The following is a 19378-nucleotide window of genomic DNA, read 5'->3' as shown; positions in this document are numbered from 1 at the left end:
ACGGGAGCTATCGACGCTCGTGCACGGGTTCACCGTCGACCAGGACCAGGCGGATGTCGGCACACGTCGCCTGCCACACCAGCGCGAGCACGGGGTCGCGCGGCGGCTGGAGGTGCGACCCGCCCGTGTCGACGAGCACGAGGTCGGCGCGCTTTCCCGGCTCGATGGAGCCGAGCTCCGCATCCCGCCCGAGAGCTCGAGCGCCGTCGATGGTCGCGTGCGCGAAGATCTCGTGCGCGGTCGCGCGCGCACGCCCCGTACCGGCGACCCGGTCGAACATGAGCGCTTGGCGCATCTCGGCGCCCATGTCGGCGGTCGTGTTCAGCGTGGCGTTGTCGAGACCGAGGCCGACGGCGACACCCGCGTCGCGAAGCGCGCCGAGCGGACTCGACGTGCCGCCGAGCAGCATCGTCGCGGCAGCGCAGTGGGCCGCACCCATGCCGCGGTCCGCGAGGAGGTCGCGGTCGCTCGCGTCGGCGAAAACCGCGTGTGCCGCGACGGTGCCGGGTCGGACCAGCCCGAGGCGATCGAGCCGCGCGACCGCGCGCTCACCGCCGACGTCGACGGCACCCGCCTCGGATGCGCACACGTGCGTTGTGAATCCGACGGAGCGCGCGCGTGCCACGTCACCGAGGCCGGCGAGAAGCGCGTCGCCCGCCATCTCGGGCAGTTCCACGCTGGTCCACACCTCGACACGACCGGTCGCGAGGTCGCACGCGGCATCCGCGAACCGCCGCGCGACGTCGGTCGGCGCGACGAGGTCGGCCGGTTCGACCGCGTGGCGGTCGAGGAGCGCATCCCACCCCGGCGGGAGCCGGTCCGAGACCTTGGGAGCGACGATCCACCGCAGACCCGTGCGAACGGCCGCCGCCACCGAGGCGACGAGACAGGCGTCCGCGCGGCGGCTACCCACGCCCCCGACACCCCAGCAGTCGACCACGGTGGTGATCCCGGCCCGCGCCAGGTCGGCGCCGGTGAGCGCAACGGCCCGACCGGCGTCCGCGTCGCCGTAGCCGAGCACGGTCCCGTAGTAGGTGCCGAACAACCAGTCGAAGAAGTCCGGCGCCTCATCATGCGCGGCCCGACCGAGCGCATCCATCGCGTGCTGATGCGTGCTGAGGAACCCGGGATGAACGATGCCGCCGCGCGCATCCACTCTCTCCCGCGCCGTCGGCGCCCGCCCGGAACCGACAGCGGTGACGGCGCCGTCGTCGATCGCGATCCAGCCATGCACGACATCGCGTCGCGCGTTCATCGTGACGATGACGGCGTCGTCGACGACGAGGTCGTGCACGGCGGTCACCGCGGGAAGAGCGGGATGCGGCCCAGCGCGAACAGCCGATTGGCGTAGGACGCGAGGGCATCCGGCCACTCGTCACCCTCGGCCAGGAGCGCCCCCACGCCGACGATGTCGGCTCCCGCCTGTTCGAGGAGAGCGAGCGCCGCACCCGACGACGATCCCGTCGAGATCACGTCGTCGACGAACAGCACGCGACGGCCGCGGATGTCATCGAGCCGGGCACGGTCGAGCAGCAGCGATGCGCTCGACGTGCTCGTGATGGCGTGAACGGGCGCTTCGAGGGCGTCGCCGAGGTGCACCTTGCGGGTCTTCTGCAGGATGACGTAGTCGTCGAGACCGAGGGCGCGGGTGACCTCGATCGCCACGGGGATGCCGAGGGTCGCCGGCGCGACGACGATATCGGGCGCGGCACCGGCGAAGTGCGCGGCCAGCTCGCGTCCCGCTGTCTCGATGACCGACACCGGCTGGTCGATCACCATCATGAGCGCGATCGACAGGTCGTCGGAGACCGGGATCACCGGCAGCGTCACGTGCTGGCTGCCCATCTGTGCCGTGTAGGTCTCGGGGATGCCGGGGGTCTCGTCCATGGAATGCACGGTACGCAGGCGGGATGTCGCACACGTTTCGGAGCGCTGCGGGCATGACCGCGCGCTCATGTCGATGCGGCAGCGTCTTGCCCTCCACAGGCGCGTCCGTGCCTCGCTTTATCCACAGGTATATGCCGGTCAGAGAGGCTTTTTAGCCCCGCGGGAATGTCGGAGGCCCCGGGCACAATGGGGGCATGGAACAGTTCGCGAGTCGCCTCGATCGAGCGCAGATCGCGCTGGCGGAAGCCACCGCGGATGCGTTCGTCGACGGCACATGCCGCGAGCTTGACGATGAGGACCTGCTGGGTATCGTCAAACAGGTCGCGCACGTGGCGCGGCTGGCCGAGGCGCTGCTCGTCGATGCCGCGGGAGAGGTACAGGATCGCGTCGACTCCGCGGTGCCGAGCGAGCGACTCACGACCGTGCGCGGATGCCGGTCGACGAAGGAGCTCGTTCAGCGCCTCACACGCGGATCCTCCCGCTCGACGACGGAGCTGCTGCGGGCAGCGAAAGCCGTCAGCCGCCCCACCGCGCTCGCCTCCGGTGAGGCACTGCCGGCGCGCTATCCGGCACTTCGGGCCGCGCTCAGCCGCGGTGACGTCGGCATCGACGCGGTCGCGACCGTCGCGGGCACGATCGATGCGGCCGGTTGCGCGGCAGAGGCCCGATGGGCGGCGGATGAGGAGCTCGCAGCCTCCGCGTGCGGCACGGGCGCAGACGGCGCCCCCGCGGCCGGGGTCGACGAGCTGCGGCTGCAGGCGCAGGTGTGGGCCATCTGGCTCGACCAGGACGGCGCCGAACCTCGCGAGGCGCGGGCGATGCGCAAGCGCGGCGTCACTCTCGGTGCTTGTCGCGACGGACTCGTTCCGATCTCCGGGAGCCTGCTCCCCGAGGTCGCCGGCCAACTCGGAACGCTCTTCGATGCGATTCTCAACCCGAAGACCGACGGCCCAGCGCTGCCTGACGGGCCGAGGTTCACCCCGGACGAAGACACCACCCGCTTCGGCGTCGAATCGCTGCGGGAGCAGGTGACGGATGCTCTCGAGTCGTCACGACCGGATCTGCGCAGCCGCGTGCAGCGGCAACACGACGCATTCGCCTCGATCCTCGGCGTCGCGGCCCGGTCGGGAGACCTGCCGACCATCGGGGGTGCGGCTCCGACCCTCGTGGTCGCGGTGAGTGCCGACGACCTCCGCACCGGCACGGGCTCCGCCCACATCCCGAGCCTCGGCGCGGAGCCCGTTCCGCTCGGCGTCGCGCGTCACACGGCGTGCACCGGCGCTGTCCAGCGCGTGTTCTCGGACGACAACGGTCGCATCCGCGCGATCCACACCGTCGAGCGCGTCTTCGATCAGCATCAACGCCGAGCCATCACGCTCCGTGACGGGAACTGCATCATTTCCGGCTGCGACGTGCCGGCAGCATGGTGCGAGATCCATCACGTCACTGAACACTCTCACGGCGGACCTACCCACACCGACAACGGCGTGCTGCTCTGCTGGCACCACCACCGCACGCTCGAGACGAGCGGCTGGCAGATCCGGATGCGAGATGGCGTTCCCGAGATCAAGGCGCCGTACTGGATCGACCCCGATCAACGCTGGCGGCCGGCGACAGGCTCACCCACCCGCCTCCGACAACGTCGACGGCGAAGATAGACAACGTGGCGCGGACCTCAGTCGTTGTGCCGGCGTCATCGACGTGCGGGAACGCACCGTCACAATGTGCGTCCGAGGGCCTCGGCCGTGCTGGTGAAGTCGAGAGGCGCAGGCCTCAGCGGGCCCGCGTGGCTCGTGGGTCGGGTGCCATCCACCACGATGTCGGCGTAGCGGCGCCAGAGGCCCGGAGCGGTCTCGCCGGTTGCGGCGACGATCGTCCGAACCATGATCGCGAGCACGGTCGTATCCTGCCGCGTGAAACCGGCACGCAGTTCGCCGGCTTCGATGGCCGCGGCGATCAGGCCGTCGGCGGTCGAGGCCAGCTGATCGGACAGGTGAGCAGGAAAGCGATCGACGCGATTCGACGTGAACAAGACGGTCGCAAGACTCCGGTCGAGCGAGTGCGCCTCGATCATGCCCCAGAGATAGGTGCGGAACGCGACGCCGGGGTCTTGCACTTCCGCGGCCTCGACGGCGACTCGGATGACAGTGTCGATCTTGTCGTCGAAGAGTGCGTCCAGCAGCGATTCCTTGTCGTCGAAGTTGCGGTAGATCGTTCCGATTCCTACTCCGGCCGTTCGGGCGACATCGCTGAGCGTGGCCGCGGGACCTTTCTCGGCGAACACACTCGTCGCGGCATCGAGGATACGACGACGATTGCGCGTCGCGTCGGCCCGCGGCTGCCGGCGCGACGAAGAAGGCCGATCGGACATGACACAAGCTTACCGGAGAAAACGGAAACGGAATCTCCGCTTCCGTTTCATGATACGCTCACAGACCGAAAGAGAGGACACGATGACCTTCGCCGGAAAGAATGCACTGGACACGCCGATGGAGGGGCTGCTCTCCGGGCCGACCTCGCGACTCCCCTACCAGCAGAATGTGCTGCTCCGCTCGTACGTTCTCGAGCGTCCGCAGGGCAACATGATCGTCTACAACTCCCCCGGGGTGAGCGAGGCGGCGGCGGCCATCCTCGACCGCGGCCGACCAGCGCGCCTGCTGATCAACCACGCCCACGAGGCGATGTACCGCCAGCCTGCGCTCGACGTGCCCGTGTGGGTGCACACGAAGGACCGCGCCGAGACTGCGCGCTCGATCCGAATCGCCGGCACGTTCGACAAACGCCAAATGATCGCCGACGACCTCGAAGTGATTCCCACTCCGGGGCATACGGCGGGAACCACCTCGTACCTGTGGGACAACGGCACCCACCGGTTCCTGTTCACCGGCGACTTCATCTGGATCGAGGATGCCGAATGGAAGGCCGTCGTGCTGGACCCGCGATCTCGCAGCGACTACGTGGCGAGCCTCCAACGGGTTCGTGAGATCGAGTTCGACGTGCTCGTGCCGTGGGGAACCACCGAGACCGACGCGCCCTACGGACTGGTCGCCGACCAGCACGAGAAGCGAGCCCGCATCGACGCGGTCATCGACCGAGTGCGCGCGGGCGGCAGCCGCTGATGTTCGACGCCAAGCGCTTTGACAGCGGTGATCGCTCAGGTTCCGCGGAAATCCGCATGAGCAGCTGTGCGCAATCCAGCGTCCAGCGCCACACGCTACGTCAGTGCAAGACGCCGGCCGCCTCGGCATCCTCGTTCGTGGGCCGACGGTCCACCACCGGACGATGTCTTCGGCTCCTTGTATGCTCCGACCATGGCCGATGCGGAACAACCGACTCATGTGTCGGCGCTCCCCGCTCTTGACCCGATCCTCGGCACTCTGCCTCCCAGCCCATTGCCGTATCGGGTGACAATGTCGGACGTGCATTCGCTGTTCGTTGCCAGCGCCCCCTTCAAGGAGCGTCGCGAACGCCTGTTCAGGGCGTTCACCCTCTACGCGGAGACCATCTGGACGGAGATCCCTGGAGCGCTTCTCTGGGTCGACGGCGGTTTCATCACGCATAAGTCATGGGAGGAGCCGCACGATGTGGACGTCGCGATCATTGCAGACGACGTTCCAGCGGAGTCCAAGCGACGCCTCGCGACACAGGGCCTCCTGACCTTCGACGACACCAGTGGCACAGTCAATTCGAAGCAACTCCAGATCGGCAAGCTCGCGCCGTTCGGGGGGATGATCGACTCCTACTTGGCGTCGTCCCTGACCGCTTCGGTATACCGCATTCAGTGGTCGAGAGTCCGCGGCCCGGACGGTCAGATCATTCCGAACGCATCAAAGGGGTTTTTGGAGGTGGCTCGTGGACTCATCTAGCGCATTCACCGCCTCCAGCGAGCTTCGTCGCTCAATCCGCCACTTGCTCGCGGAGAGTGACTATGAGCTCGAGCTGGGGTCACTCCTTGCCGTGATCCGCGACGATCCAGAACTGGTTCGCGTTGCTGAAGCCGAACTTGCGCCGCGGAACGGCCACCTGGAGTTGCACCTGGATGGCGGTTCCGTGAAGGGCCACGCGACGGTAGCGAAGTCGTTCGGTCAATTCGTGACTCGAATGGCAGACGCCACCAAAGCAGCCGTGCGTGAAATGGCGGGGCTAGCTGCTCTGCCTGACGAATTGCTCGTGGACGCTGGCGCTGGTTCAGTCCGGGTTACGTTCGTGGCGCCGCCTCGCCATGACCCAGCCGCCGAGATATCGGTCCCCGAGATCGCAGATGAGATTATTCCTGATGAAGACGGCTACTCAGAAGCGCTCCGCCGCATTGCCGTCGTGCTGTCCAACGCCGACACGGCGTCTCTGGACGACGAGGACCTCAACGCAGCTGTTGGGCTCCTACCTTCCGGCGCGCGTCACCATCTGCGAGTGGCGCTCGACCAAGTTCACAAGGGCGCATGGTCAATTGACGGAGAGTTCAGCCAGCGGGGCGTCGGACGCGTGCCGCTCCACGTGGGGGAATCCGCTGTGGCGTATCTGCGCGAGAAGCTCACGGAGACCGTCACCGAGCACGAAGCGCGCGAGGCAAGGGGATTCCTGGACGGGCACACATGGTCAAAGGGAACCATGCGACTGATACTCGAGCCCACCGGGGAGACACTTACTGCCTCGTTCGGCAGCCCTGGCGTCCAGCTCGAGGTTGCCAAGCTCGACGCGAACCCGAGCCAGCGCGTGTGGGTGAAGCTCGACGTCTCGATCACGCGAACCCTCGCGCTTCCGGACGGACGCCGTAGCTATGTCGTCCTGGAGATCGAACCTGTTGACGAAGAATCACTCTTCTCAACCGAGCCGAGGAATGGGACATGAGGGTTCCAGCGAGGGCGGCGTGCGCACATCTTGGGGTCACGGTCCCGGACGACGCGCCTGTCAATCTGTCTCCTGGCCGGCGGCAGCCACCGCCGCGTCCAGTGCGAGTACGTATTCGATCAACATTCTGACCGCCATCTCGACCGACTCTCGCGTAACGATGATGCTCCGGCCGACAACCGTCACGTGCAGCTTGCGCCGCAGGTCGCGTCGAAGTTCGTTCGCCCGAGACCAGTTGGCTGTCTGAAACTCAGTCAGCGCCCCGTCGCCATGCGCGAAGGCATTCCGCGCATCGACCACTAGGAGCAAGTTCTGCATGACCGTCTGAGGTTCGATCGCAACTCCGAACCCATCCCGCAGAATCTGGTGCCGACTCGACCAGGTCTGCTTGAAGGTCGATATCGAACGCTCGATCAAGAAACCACCGAGCCGGGAAGTGCGCGCGTCCGACAGATCGAAGAGTTGTTGAATAGTCGAGTCGACGTGGGCTTCCGTGGTCGCGACCGCGACTGTAAGCGCGGATGAGGGAGGAGTCCTCTCAACGAGCACTCGCGCCAGTCGGCGCACAGTCACCTCGGCTTCGGCACCTACTGTGCCCTCAACCAGCATTTGCCGTCCCCCACTCGTATGCGGCGCGAACCAGCTGCGAGTCTGCCTGCATTGCTTTGCCGAGTTTCGACGGAGCCGCACCGTCCAGCACGCCCGCGACTGCGGAAACGCCGCATCGCGTGATGCTCGTCGACTCCACGAACAGGTCGCCGAGTTGCTCGGCTGTGATGGATTTCGAATGAGCCAGCGCCCAGGCTGCTTCTGCTCGGACCACCTCAGACTTGTCCATGAGGCATCTCTGAGCCCACTGATCGAATGCAGCACGGTAGCCGACCTTTGGCGCCGCAAGGGTCTCGGCCATCCTGAGCAGCCAGACTCGCGCCCACGGCGACGTTCGGGGCAGCGCGAGCAGACGAGCCACCGTGGCCCAGTTCTTGCGGTGTTCCTGCCTCGCGCGCAGGTAGACGAGTACGTTGCGAAGATGAGGGGGCTCCCGCGCGACGATTTCCACCAGCCAGTCGTCCGGAAGCCGCTTGGGCGCGGTTCGGAGAACACGCAGCGCGCGCGAACCGTACGTCGCGTGCAGAGTGCGCTGTTCAGGATCGCTCTGCACCCAGTCCTTGACGATGCCCTTCAGCGCCTCAAAGTCGACTTCATCTTCGGACGCATCGACCTCTTCGAGCTCAAAGTCGTCGTACCCGACTTGGACAAACTCCACCGAGCGGAGGTTGTCCGCCGCGCGCGATCGATAGTCGTTGAGTAGCGCCTCGCGCTCCGCCTCCGCCTCCTGCAATTGCTTAACCGAGTGGATCCGCGTCTTACCGTCGGCGAGGGTGAGCCCAATCGACCGAGCTTCCTCCACGACCAGTTCGATGGCCTGGTGTGCCGACGCCCAATCCGGGGAAATGACCCGGAAGTCATCCGCGAAACGACTGACCTCGTAGCCTCGTCGACGGATCCCGCGCTCGATGCGGTCGAGGTAGACATCGGCGAGCAGGTGGCTTGCCGACATCGCCTGCGGGATTCCGACCGCTCGCGGGAACAGGTCACCAAGCAGATCCGAGAGCGCGCGCGTTGCCTCCGAATCTAGGCTCTGCATCAAGACCTCATCTGCCAGGATGTGGTGGTCGACGTATTCGTAGCAGGCAGCGATGTCCATATCGACGATCCGCACTTCGGACGGTCGCCCCTCATCGACGCCGAACGCGCGATGCGCGCCGATTCCTTGTTCACGAGACGGCTTCGCCAAGTGCGGTTGAAGTCGACCGACAATCGACTCGTAGATCGTCCTCGCAACTGGCGAGAGAATGCCGATCGGCCTCGGCCCGTATCCCCGCTTTGGCATCGCAATCACGTCCATGGACGGCGTGTGACCAGCGGTCGCCATCGCGGAGGCAGACGCTGCGAGGACATCCACTCGGTCAGCCAGCGCCCGTTCTGAGACCAGCAGCGGCAACTCCAGGAGTGGTCGAGAAACCACGTCCTTCGCCGCCTCCCCGAAGCCGAGACTCTTCGCGAACTCCGCTGACAGCTTCACCCCTGCCGTCCATTCAGTTTGCGCGTCGAAGGGTCGTAGACGAAGTCGACGATGTCGCCGGACGCAATGAGTGAGACCGCCTGATCGATGATCTCAAGTGGAACGACGTACCACTCGGATGGTTCGTACCGGCGTCCGTCCTTGCCAACCTGGCTCACGTCGAGGCGGACCTCCGCGAACACTCGGTGCAGCAAGTTCTCGAGCGCCGAGGTCCTCATGTTGTAGGTGCGATAGCTAGCCACGAGCTCCACGGGAGCCATCAGGTAAGTGGGCTGCTTCTCGGCATGCGCGATGCGCCCCTCTACCGGACCGCGTGAGAACCCGATCTTGTGGAGGTCCGCGATCGCGGAGATCTGCGGATCGTCGCTCAGCGACCGGAGCACGTAGACGTATCCCGTCGCAACATCATCGGCCAGGATCGAGTCGAACTCCGCGGGCACAACTGCTTGACCGTCGCCCTCCCCCATGCGGATGCCCAGGGACTGACGGTACATAGACGACTCAGTGCCGTTCTCGAAGATGACGCGCAGCCGCTCGCGGCGGTTGACACGTACCGTCGACTCCTTGTACTCGGTTTCACCAACCTCGGCGACGAACAACATCACTCCGTTGAGCACGAAGAATGAGCCCTCGACGATGTGTTGGATGCCGGGGAACGACACGAGCTTCGCCGATCCCGCGGCGAGCTCCGCGTGCTTCTGCTCAAACAGCGGCTGGAATGCCTCGAAGTCTTCTGCGCGGACACGTTGTGCTGCATCCAGCGATACGTCGGGGCTCTTACGCTGAGGAAGGTCAGACGTGTCGAGAATCCCCGTGCCGTCGTCTAGTAGCCCGAAGTCGTCTCCCTCGAGCAACTCGTCGAGCGATGCGGGCGCTTCCGGCTCTGCGAGTAGCCCGAACTCGTCGAGGTGCGCCAACGCGGCGATCTTCTCGTCGTTCGCCAGGAGGCCGTCAAGTCGCGCGCCGAGCTTGCGCTCCGCGATCTCCCGGGTATCCGAGCGCGGCGCCCGGTCGTGCTCACGATAGAACTCGACGATCTCGAGGAACGACCTCTCCAGCCGATCGGAGCTAGTGAGCTTGGGCGCCTTCTCCGGGGTGTCGAGGAGGCCGTCTTCGTCCGAGTCGAAGATGGTTTGGAAGTCAATGTCGCTCATGGCTCCTGCAGCTTCTGCTGGGCGTCGTGCTCGCGCTTCTTCTTGCGTAGGAACAGCAACGCCTCGGCGTATCGCTTTTCTGTCGGGTCATCGCTGCGCACGTCTGGCTGGCGACGGTTGACCTTGGCGAACTGCTGGATCTTGGGCCAGAGCAGCAGCGCCTCCTCCTCCGTGATCTCGATGCGCGTCGCGGTGATCGTGTCCTGGATTATGCGCAGCACCTGCGGTGTCACAGATTTCGAGAGCACTTCGAACGCACGCTGGAATGGGTTCACCTTGTCGATCAGATTGATATCGAGATTGTCGACATCGAAGAAGCGGTTGTTCAGAATGAACTTCTTGCTTCCGCCGACTTCGCGCGCCTCGCCGTTCTTGATCACGGAGTCGACGACGACCTGCTGACGCAGTTCCTCGACCTGCGTCTCATTGAGGTCGGGATATCGCTCCCGGATGATCTTCGGGATCAGCACCTTGTTCGTGACCTCGGCATCGAGGTTGCCCGCCGCGGCTTTGACGAAGGTGTCGTCCTGCAGGATGGTCGCCTTGAGGTCGTTGAGATCGGTGGCAACGATCTGCTTAACGCGATCGGTCGACGGCTCCTTGAATCCCTTGATCCGAAGCTCCCCGGGATGCGGGGCGTCGTCATTGCCAGCCTTCGTCTTGAACGTGAAGTTCGGCGCCAGCACCTGCTCCATGAGCAGCGATGCAGTGATCGCCTTAAGCATGTTGTTGACCGACAGCTTCACTTCGTCCGTGGTCGCGTCCGGCTGAGCGATGAGGTTAGTGAACTGCGCGTGCTCCTTGCCAGGGCTGTCACGCGTGACCCGCCCGATGATCTGGATGACCTCGGTGAGCGAGGCCCGGTAGCCGACCGTGAGGGCGTGCTCCGCGAAGGGCCAGTCGAAGCCCTCCTTCGCCATGCCCAGCGCGATGATGATGTCGACTGCGTCGCGCTCCTTCGAGGCCACCGATGTCAGGTAATGGAGGGTCTCGGCGCGGGCGATCTGGTCGGTGTCGTCGACAAGGTCCGCCACGAGCACGATCTCGCCGTTGTCGCGGCGACGAATCCGCATGACGTTTGACTCCTCGGTCTCGGTCGCAATGACCTCGCCCATAGCATCGAGAATGAAGCCGACCTCCTCGATCTTGTCCTTGGTCGACTCGCCGCTGTTGACGTTCGGGATGTGGATGATCGTCTTCTTGTCGAGATCAAGGATCTCGTGGATCGCGCTCGTGTATCGACCCTGGTAGAAGTGGTGCCCGATGCCGAGCGACTTGAGGTACTCGTACCCGTTGAGCTGGTCGTAGTAGTTGAACGTGACCGGCGTGAACTTCGCCTCGTCCTCCGGCACGAGCACTGGCACCGAGTCACCCCGGAAATACGAGCCGGTCATCGCCACGATGTGCGCATCGGACCCTGCCATAACGCCCTTGAGGAGCTCGCCCAGCCGATTGCTCGCAGTGTCCGCCGAGACGTGGTGGAACTCGTCGATAGCGAGCACGGTGCCGTCGAATGCCGAGGCGGGCAGCTTCTCGTAGGCGAAGCGCAGAGTTGCGTGCGTGCAGACGAGCGTCGCGTCCGGCCCGCTAAGGAAGTTGATGAACTGCTGCACCTTGCCCGACGAGGAGCCGGGCGTGCAGAGGTTGTTCTTCTCCTTGATCTCCCAATCGGCGAAGAAGCCGAACCGAGTCAGGTTCGTCGTGGCGAACGAGCCGCCGATGGAGCGCTCCGGCACGGCGACAATGACCTTCTTGCGGCCCTGGTTGTAGAGCTTGTCGAGCGCCACGAACATCAGCGCTCGGGACTTGCCCGAGGCCGGCGGCGCCTTGACGAGCAGGTACTGCGCACCACGCTGCTCCCAGACGCGTTCCTGCATCTCGCGCATGCCGAGCTCATTAGTGTGGACGCTGCTACCGGTCCGCGCATACGTCACGTCGACGACATTGGTCGGCTTCTTGATCGACGTCACTTGCGCTTCTCCTCAGCAGTCATCTGCTCATACATCCCGAACAGGTACGACAGCCGCTCCTCGTCGTTGTCGAAGCCCCGCTTGCGATACACGGAGTCCACCAAGTCGTCCAGCTCCTGATGCGCCAGCCGGAGGTCGTCGGGCATCATGTCGGGGTCGTACAGTTCCGCCAGCGTCTTCTCCGAGTGGTACTCGCGCACGTCAAGCACGCGGAGTGCCGCTTCCGTGAGCTGCTCTTTGGTCGAAGCGGTCAGCCGCGCCACCGGGAAGTTGTTGTAGACGATCAGGTTCGAGTAGCGCAAGCGGTTGTCCTTGCGACCTGCCACAGCCTTCACCCATGTCATGTGCATGCGAGACGTGATCAAGCTGAAGACCCACGGCTCTGGATCAAAAACCGCGAACGCGAGGTCGGACACGACATCGGAGCTGTCGACAAACCCAATGGGCACATAGTCGCGTCGTTCCGATGACGTCTTGGGGACGAGAATCGATGCCAGCCGAGAGCTTCGTTGCTCCCGAAAGCTCCACGGCGTCGCCGACTTCTTCTTCGTTCCCATGTCAGATCGCGACGCCCTGAACTCGCGGGTGCGCTCGACGCGATCAGCGATGAACGGGTGGCTCAGCGCCTCTTCCAACTCCGGCTCGGTGATCCACAGGCAGTAGCGCTCAAGCCCGTGGATGTACTCCTTGCTGCCATACATACGTCGTACGAAACGAAGCGCGTACGGATCCGACTGCGCTAGCTGCGCCCGTTCGGCAGTCGTGAGAATCAGGCCCCCGCCATCCAGTGCCATGTTTCCGAAGTACATCTCCGGCATCGCGCCGCCCAGGGGCTTGGCTCGGCGAGAGATGTAGATGTCATCACCCTCCGCAAGGTATCCGTTGATGTTCTTCGCTTCTATACGTACACCGTCCGTATGGATGTACTTCGGTCCCGGCCTCGCGCTACGAAGGCTGATAACTGCAACCGTGACGACAGCGTTCCGCTTGGCGTTGTTCACCCATTTGAAGGCGGTGTACGCGAACCCGATCTCCACCCCCATGGCGAAGAGCATCGGAAACATTAGCCCTACATGCTCACCACGCGACACCGAGTTCGTTGTGACGAAAGCGAGTTCGGCGCGCGAACCAGAGATGTACTCGGCCCCCTTCACGAACCAGAGCGAAATGTAGTCGAGGTTCTTTGAGAAGGGCCTGCGTCCGAACACGGGCGCATAGTCCGCCTTCTGCTCAGCTGTCTGATCACGTGTACCGGCGTAGGGCGGGTTGCCGATTAGGTAAATCTCCTCGTCGCCATTGTTCGAACAGATCGTGTTCCAATCGATCCGCGCGGCGTTGCCCTGCTTTACCTGACCCGTTTCCTTCAGCGGGATGAGCGGGATGTTCAGCCTGAACTTCTCGAAGAACTCACGGTTCATCTGGTGCTTCGCGATCCAGAGCGACAGGATCGCGACCTCGACGGCGAAGTCGTCCAGCTCGAGACCGTAGAAGCTCTCGATGTTGATCTTGGACTCGGCGTACAGCGTCTGGTGGCGAGTATCGATCTGCGCGAGCCGCTCCAGGATGGCGTGCTCGAGCTTGCGCAGCTCTTTGTAGGCGATGACGAGAAAGTTGCCCGAGCCACAGGCCGTTATGTGTACGTTCGGTCAGTGTCTCAACGACCCACCCGACTGCACCCCCGGAGCATGATGTATCTGCGTTTCGTCGACCACCAACTCGCCCCCTCAACCGACTTCGACGCGCGCGCCAGCGACATCTACTCGCGCACCCGTTCGCTCCCCGAGGGGATGCCGATCCTTCTTGACGATCGGTGGCGGCCGGTTGAGCCGTGGTTGACGTACTTCCGGATCGTCGCAGCGTCGACAGACCCGGCGACGCTGCGCGCGTACGCATACGACGCCAGGCGGTTTGCGTCGTTCCTCGCCACGCGACAGACCGACGTGATCCATGCGTCGAGCGACGACATCGTCGCGTTCCGCGAATGGCGGCTGAGCGGCTCCGAGCGCCCGGTGTCGCCGGCGACGTGGCGACGCGACGTGGTCGTGATACGCGGGATCTATCAGCTGCTCACTCAGACCGGGCAGATCCAGCGCGAACCGTGGATCACCATCGGAAGGTCGTCGCCGCTCCGGATGCGTTGGAGGAGCGAGCCCGACATTCGGCCGCTGACGCAGGCGCAGTGGCGCACGTTCCTCGACGTCGGTCTCGGCGGACGAACCGCCGCGGGCGATCTGGACGAGAGTTGGCGGGGCACAACGAGCCTGCGTTCAAAGGCGGGCGCGCAGCTGGCCGTGACGACGGGGATGCGCCTCGGTGAGTTCTCCACACTGCTCGACGCTGAAGTCCCGCCGCCGACGGGCACCGGCATCTCCGTCTTGCTCGAGGCGTGCGCGAAGTACCAGAAGCGTCGACGCGTCCACGTCCCCCTCACGACGCTTCGGGCGGTCGATCTCTACCGGCAGACGGAGCGCCGAGCGGTCGTCCGCGCGTCAGCTGCCTCCCTCTGGCGACGCCGCTCCGAGCTGTTCGTCGTCGACGAGATCGACGTGTCGGCAGGCATCCTGCGAGGCCGGGTGAATGGGCGGCGATCGAGATGGCGGCTGCACCAGCTGCCTCCGCACCTGCGACGAATTGCCGTCATCGAGCGGGACCACGGGATGGAGGCGCTGGGGCTGTTCGTCGGTCGAGGCGGTTTGCCGATCAGCCGCAGGCAATGGCACGCGACGTTCGAGGCTGCAAGCGGGCGTGCTCTGAGGCTCGCTCAGGACGAGATGGGCGGTCGCCGTGCACGGATCACTCCGCACGATCTGCGCCACACTTTCGCTGTCGTGCTCCTGAAATCGCTGACCGATGTGGCGCTGGCCCGCGAGGCGGAGCGACGGGCAGGCAACGTGGGACCAGCCACGATCTCCGAGCACATCGCCATCAACCCGCGACTTACAGTGCAGCGGCTGCTGGGGCACTCGAACCCGGCGACGACCATGGTCTACCTGCGCTACATCGAGGACACCGATGCGCTCATCCAGGACGTATTCGAGAGCTGGAGCGACGAGGGCATGACATACGCGGACGCAGTCCTCGCTGATCGGAACGTCGCGTGACGAACATCGACCTCACCCCGCGGCAGATGCTGTTCGTTCTTCCGACCGCGAACGTCGATGGAACACTCGCCCCGCTCGACTTCGCACACCCCGTCCTTGCGGCTGAGCTCGCGGACGCGCTGATCGACATGCGTCGAGCCATGGGTCACACCGACGGCACCGCGTATCAGTACCGCCGGGCGCTGATGAGCCTTCTGCGCGGTCTACCTGACGCTTGCCCGCGAACTGTGAGTCTCGCAACGCCGGGACTCGCCCTCATCGACGCGTTGCACGCGTGGGAATCCGCGTTGGCCGGCAACTACCCGCCAGAGAGCGCGATCCCGTACAAGTACGGCAGACAGATCCGCGCTCTCGTCCGCGTCCACGCAGCGAACGGTCGTGACGTCAGCGACGCCACGCTCCGTTGGGCGCAGGCGCACGTGCTGCACCAGGGCGGCGACTCCACGCCGCTCGATGAGTTCTCGAACGCGGAGCGACTCGCGATTCGCAACGCCTGCCGCGCCCGAATCCGCGAATTGGAGGCTCGTCTGGCAGTCGGACGTCGGCTGCTCGCCAGCGCAGACGATCCCCGAAGCACAGGGTGGGAACGAAGCGCCGATGTCCTGTGGGGCATTCGCCATCTCGGACGACGTCCCGGAGCATCGATCGAGGCTGATGTCCTCCGCGCGTGCGCATCGGGTGTGCTCGACGACCTCCACGACGACTTCGCGCTCGAACAGTCACCGGTCCGCGCCAATGCCGGCCGGATCACGCGACGACTACTGACCCACCTCTATCCGTCCAGCGAGGACCTCGTTGCGTTTCGCACACTCCTGCAGTTGGAGAGTGGTGCGGCGCCGGAAGAGTGGTCGGACGTTCGACTCACAGACATCGAGCACACGACAGACTCGGTCCGCGTACGGCTCCACAAGGCGCGAGCCCACCGAACTCGAACCGTGCGATGCGCGATCACCGGGTCTCGCGATGGCACCGGGTGGAGAGCAGGGGATCTCATACTTCGCCTGATCGCTGTCACCGAGGCAGCTCGGGAGGAGGCAAAGGAGGTGGGCGGCTCCGACGCGGACGCCTTGTTCATCACCGTGCAGCGCACCGCGTCCAGGCATCTCGTCGCGCGCCAGGAGTCATTCTCGCGCCGCCCCTTCACGTCGCTTCTGATGGCGATCTCGCCCGAGATATCAAAGCCATACGATTCCCGCCGGCTACGCAAGACAGTGAAGAGTGTTCGTGCAGCAGTGCTCCGCAGCGCTGACGCCGCGGCGGGAGACGACCACAGCATCGCTGTCTACCAACGCCATTACGCGCAGTCGACAACCGTGCATGTTCTGGCCGGCAACGCAGTCAACGCGGCGCAGAGTCAGGTGTTCGATCGAGTACGAGGGCCGGTCTTCGTTCGTGCTGCGGCCAGCACCGTCGACGACGCAGCAGGCGACCTGGGTGCTGCCGCAGCCGCCGAGTTGGCCTCGAGCGCCACTGACCAGGGAATCAACGTGACTCAGTGCACGTCACCGTACGAATCGCCCTTCACGCCGGCGGGGCGGCTCTGCGAGCATCGGCCATCGATGTGCTTCGCGTGCCCGAACGCGATCGTGTTCGCAGATCACCTGCCGCGAGTCCTCGCGTACCGAGAGATTCTCCGCGGTCACGAGAACGAGATGCCCCCGGCCCAGTTCGCGGCGGTACACGGTCAGCAGTTGGTCAACGTCGAACGCATCCTCCACGAGTTCTCCCCGACGGAGATCGAGAACGCGCGGACGGCGTGCGAGACCGCCTCTGTCCATGTGCCGCTCACCCAGAGAGGAGTCCACCTGTGAGCGTCGATCGCGAGTACTCTGCCGAGCCGGTGTCGCTGTTCGCGAGCGACTACTGGGCGAGCGACACGGCGGTCATCTCAGATCGACACCTCGAACATGACTTCCCCATCCCCTTCTTCGGAGATGAGGATCGCTGGGACCTCAGCGCCCTGGGGTGGAACCCTGCTGCGGGCCGCCATTCCGCGGTGCTGTTGTTCGACTCGTTCATCGGTGAGTGGAACCTTCGTGCTCGCGAACTCGCAATGGCACTTCTCAACCCTGTGCATCCCGTGCTGCGCGGGCAGATGATCTATCTGCGAGCAACGCCCGCCCATGTGAAGACGATCCGTTCCAAGCTCGAGGGCCTGAAGCGGTTCGCCGCGTGGTACGCCGACAACCTCCCTGACACTCCACTCCGTGATCTCCATCAGTCGCACCTCGACGGCTTCCTCACTGAGGTCAAGACGATGGGGATCCCCTCCAGAACGCGACAAGCAGTCGATGCTGTTCGCGAACTGCACACCTACGCGGCAGTCCTCTCTGGCGGAGGCATCCCATTCCGTCCATGGGGAGATCTCCACACGATCGCGCTCAGCGGGCAGAAGTCCAGCGCCGAGCTGAGCACGCCGGTGATTCCACCGCAGGTGTGGTGGCCGCTCCTGCGGGCGTGTTGGCAGTACATCAACGTGTTCTCGCACGACATCTTTGCGGCCGCCGCGGAATGGTCGGCGCTCGACCGCCCCAAAGCCGAGCGCGTGAAGGTACGACACCCCGAGGACACGCTCGCGCGATGGATCGTAACGCCCGGAAATCGGGTGCCCCTGCATCGGATGACGTACGGCAGATTCCGCGAGGGCGAGATCCACTGGACACTTCTTTCCTTGCTCGTCTCCGATGGGCACAGCAAGCAGATGTTCTCCGAGTTGGACCGTCCTGACGTCCTCCGCCGACGTCAGGACATCGTCGACGCGATCGGCTCCGGCACGCTCGCGACCGCGCGCGGTGGGCTCGCCACAAAAGCGACGGCGATCGAACGCGCCGATGGATCCGTCGGTCCGTGGATCGACGGATTCGACCCGGCGACGATCCGAGTCCAACTGAAGCTCCTCCGCAACGCGTGCTACGTCTTCTGCGCGGCTCTCACGATGATGCGCGACTCGGAACTGCTGAGCATCAAGAAGGGAGCGCTCACCACTTCGTACGGGGCGCCCGCCGTCACCTCCCAGCTCCGGAAGGGTCGGCGTGGGACCCAGCGACGCAACTGGTGGATCATCGAACCCGTTGCGCAAGCAATCGCCGTCGCGGAACGACTTGCTCTCGGCGACGACGTCTTCAGCTCTGTTCGACGTGAACATCGAGCGCACGACGGAGCAGGTCGGTTCGATCGTCACAGCGAGCTGAAGCAGTTCATCTCTCAGCTCAATGGTCAATCCGCGGATGCCGGTCTCGAACCGATCCCCGCGTTCCAGCTTGCACCGCACATGTTCCGGCGGACGATGGCCGTGATCACCGCGCAACAGCCAGACGGCGAGATCGCCCTCGGCATCCAGCTCAAGCACGCAGCGCGACGCGCCGTCGCGAACGGCACGACCTCCGGGTACGCGAGCGAGACGCCGGAGTGGGCCGCGGAGTTCGAGCATGAGCTTCAGGAAGCTGTCGCGTCACGGTTGGTCGGCGCCTGGTCTTCTCACCAAGACCACGAGATGAGGCTCGCAGGCGCAGGCGCACAGCGCTTCCGAGACGAGCTCGAGAAGGTCGAGGCCGTCGCAAGCAACGAGGTCAAAGTCGGCGACGAGCGCACACTGCGCGCACTCCTGCGCGATCGCTTCAGCACGCTCCGATGGGGAACCGTCAACCACTGCCTCGGCATCCCTGAGCAGGCGGCGTGCTTGAAGGGGCTGCCCGCCGAAGCGGCCGCAGGAGGCGTCATGCCTAATCGCTGCCAACCCACCGCCTGCGGCAATTCCGTCGTCACCGAGGAGCACGCGCCGATCTGGATCGCGGAGGAACGCGACCTCGTCGCGAAGCTGCGCGACCGAAAGATGGCACCACACAATCGCGAACAACTCGAGACAGAACTTGAAGACGTTCGCCGTATCACGAGGAAGTTCACGGATGCCTGAGATCTCTGCCGCGACCGAACGCCGACTGCGCGACGCGATGGAGCGCCTGCTCACCGGCGCGGCGATCCGCACCGACGGACGCCTCATCAAGGAGAACCTCTATCGCGAAGCTGGCGTCAGCCGCGCCACCATGAACCGTGCGACTGCGGTCATGGATGAGTGGGCACGTCGCGTCGACGGGTCCCAGCCGCGAGATCGTGAGATCGAGTCGTTGCGAAGCTCGCTGGCCGATCGTGCAGCCCAGATCAAACAGCTCCGCGAGCGAGTGAGCAGCCTCGAAGCACAGCTGACGATCGCCGCGACCGCCATCGCCGAGCTGCACGTCGAGAACCAGTTGCTGCGTGGCGATGACCCGAGCCACAACGTCACTCCGATGAAGCGCCCGAACGCGGACTCACGCCGGGGATGACGGGCGCTGC

Annotated in this window: 17 protein-coding genes; 8 read left to right on the top strand and 9 right to left on the bottom strand. The window is 64.9% G+C overall.

The window, feature by feature from the left end; genetic code table 11:
* Window positions 1-7: 7 nt before the first annotated feature.
* Entirely contained in the window at window positions 8-1303 is a 1296-nt protein-coding gene (locus ACGG9C_RS05855) for an amidohydrolase family protein (protein WP_194384635.1), read from the bottom strand.
* Window positions 1300-1887 (bottom strand): phosphoribosyltransferase family protein, encoded by a 588-nt coding sequence (locus ACGG9C_RS05850; RefSeq protein WP_194384634.1) that lies wholly within the window; start codon window positions 1885-1887, stop codon window positions 1300-1302. The genes ACGG9C_RS05855 and ACGG9C_RS05850 overlap by 4 nt, the downstream gene beginning before the upstream one ends.
* Window positions 1888-2081: 194 nt before the next feature.
* Between ACGG9C_RS05850 and ACGG9C_RS05845 the strand changes: the two genes are divergently transcribed.
* Window positions 2082-3545 (top strand): HNH endonuclease signature motif containing protein, encoded by a 1464-nt coding sequence (locus tag ACGG9C_RS05845; RefSeq protein WP_194384633.1) that lies wholly within the window; start codon window positions 2082-2084, stop codon window positions 3543-3545.
* A 59-nt stretch (window positions 3546-3604) separates the two neighbouring features.
* Here the strand turns inward: ACGG9C_RS05845 and ACGG9C_RS05840 are convergent, their stop codons facing one another.
* A complete protein-coding gene (locus tag ACGG9C_RS05840) occupies window positions 3605-4258 on the bottom strand; it encodes a TetR/AcrR family transcriptional regulator (RefSeq protein WP_194384632.1) in 654 nt (217 codons plus the stop codon).
* Between the two features lie 82 nt (window positions 4259-4340).
* Between ACGG9C_RS05840 and ACGG9C_RS05835 the strand changes: the two genes are divergently transcribed.
* The gene (locus tag ACGG9C_RS05835; RefSeq protein ID WP_194384631.1) at window positions 4341-5006 is read left to right on the top strand and encodes an MBL fold metallo-hydrolase; all 666 of its coding nucleotides are present in this window, start codon (window positions 4341-4343) and stop codon (window positions 5004-5006) included.
* 192 nt (window positions 5007-5198) lie between these two features.
* Entirely contained in the window at window positions 5199-5753 is a 555-nt protein-coding gene (locus ACGG9C_RS05830; protein ID WP_390178399.1) for a DUF6932 family protein, read from the top strand.
* Between the two features lie 79 nt (window positions 5754-5832).
* On the opposite strand, the gene ACGG9C_RS05825 is transcribed toward ACGG9C_RS05830, so the two are convergent.
* On the bottom strand, window positions 5833-5976 hold the full coding sequence (locus ACGG9C_RS05825; RefSeq protein ID WP_390178398.1) for a hypothetical protein: 144 nt from the start codon (window positions 5974-5976) through the stop codon (window positions 5833-5835).
* Between the two features lie 12 nt (window positions 5977-5988).
* Between ACGG9C_RS05825 and ACGG9C_RS05820 the strand changes: the two genes are divergently transcribed.
* A complete protein-coding gene (locus ACGG9C_RS05820) occupies window positions 5989-6735 on the top strand; it encodes a hypothetical protein (protein WP_390178397.1) in 747 nt (248 codons plus the stop codon).
* Between the two features lie 60 nt (window positions 6736-6795).
* On the opposite strand, the gene ACGG9C_RS05815 is transcribed toward ACGG9C_RS05820, so the two are convergent.
* The 5 genes from ACGG9C_RS05815 to ACGG9C_RS05795 are packed head-to-tail and all read right to left on the bottom strand — an operon-like array spanning window position 6796 to window position 13579.
* The gene (locus ACGG9C_RS05815) at window positions 6796-7344 is read right to left on the bottom strand and encodes a hypothetical protein (RefSeq protein WP_390178396.1); all 549 of its coding nucleotides are present in this window, start codon (window positions 7342-7344) and stop codon (window positions 6796-6798) included.
* Entirely contained in the window at window positions 7334-8821 is a 1488-nt protein-coding gene (locus ACGG9C_RS05810) for a reverse transcriptase domain-containing protein (RefSeq protein ID WP_390178395.1), read from the bottom strand. The genes ACGG9C_RS05815 and ACGG9C_RS05810 overlap by 11 nt, the downstream gene beginning before the upstream one ends.
* Window positions 8818-9975, bottom strand: a complete 1158-nt coding sequence (locus ACGG9C_RS05805) for a GIY-YIG nuclease family protein (RefSeq protein WP_390178394.1) — start codon at window positions 9973-9975, stop codon at window positions 8818-8820. The genes ACGG9C_RS05810 and ACGG9C_RS05805 overlap by 4 nt, the downstream gene beginning before the upstream one ends.
* On the bottom strand, window positions 9972-11945 hold the full coding sequence (locus tag ACGG9C_RS05800) for a DEAD/DEAH box helicase (protein WP_390178393.1): 1974 nt from the start codon (window positions 11943-11945) through the stop codon (window positions 9972-9974). Before ACGG9C_RS05800 ends, ACGG9C_RS05805 begins: the two co-directional genes overlap by 4 nt.
* Complete coding sequence (locus ACGG9C_RS05795) at window positions 11942-13579, bottom strand: class I SAM-dependent DNA methyltransferase (RefSeq protein ID WP_390178407.1); 1638 nt, start codon at window positions 13577-13579, stop codon at window positions 11942-11944. The genes ACGG9C_RS05800 and ACGG9C_RS05795 overlap by 4 nt, the downstream gene beginning before the upstream one ends.
* A gap of 51 nt (window positions 13580-13630) precedes the next feature.
* On the opposite strand from ACGG9C_RS05795, the gene ACGG9C_RS05790 reads away from it, so the two are divergent.
* From ACGG9C_RS05790 to ACGG9C_RS05775, 4 genes are all read left to right on the top strand, one after another.
* A complete protein-coding gene (locus ACGG9C_RS05790; RefSeq protein ID WP_195692253.1) occupies window positions 13631-15046 on the top strand; it encodes a tyrosine-type recombinase/integrase in 1416 nt (471 codons plus the stop codon).
* A 140-nt stretch (window positions 15047-15186) separates the two neighbouring features.
* Window positions 15187-16857, top strand: a complete 1671-nt coding sequence (locus ACGG9C_RS05785; RefSeq protein ID WP_390178392.1) for a hypothetical protein — start codon at window positions 15187-15189, stop codon at window positions 16855-16857.
* Window positions 16854-18959: a hypothetical protein gene (locus tag ACGG9C_RS05780; RefSeq protein WP_195692255.1), complete on the top strand. Its 2106-nt coding sequence runs from the start codon at window positions 16854-16856 to the stop codon at window positions 18957-18959. The genes ACGG9C_RS05785 and ACGG9C_RS05780 overlap by 4 nt, the downstream gene beginning before the upstream one ends.
* Window positions 18952-19368 (top strand): hypothetical protein, encoded by a 417-nt coding sequence (locus tag ACGG9C_RS05775; protein ID WP_195692256.1) that lies wholly within the window; start codon window positions 18952-18954, stop codon window positions 19366-19368. The genes ACGG9C_RS05780 and ACGG9C_RS05775 overlap by 8 nt, the downstream gene beginning before the upstream one ends.
* Window positions 19369-19378 lie beyond the last annotated feature (10 nt).

Origin of the sequence: Microbacterium sp. MTN4-26 (assembly GCF_042846595.1) — a bacterium.
Taxonomy (GTDB): Bacteria; Actinomycetota; Actinomycetes; order Actinomycetales; family Microbacteriaceae; genus Microbacterium; species Microbacterium luteum.
The sequence above is the reverse complement of the archived record's forward strand: the minus strand, read 5'-3'. Positions and strand labels throughout refer to the sequence as shown.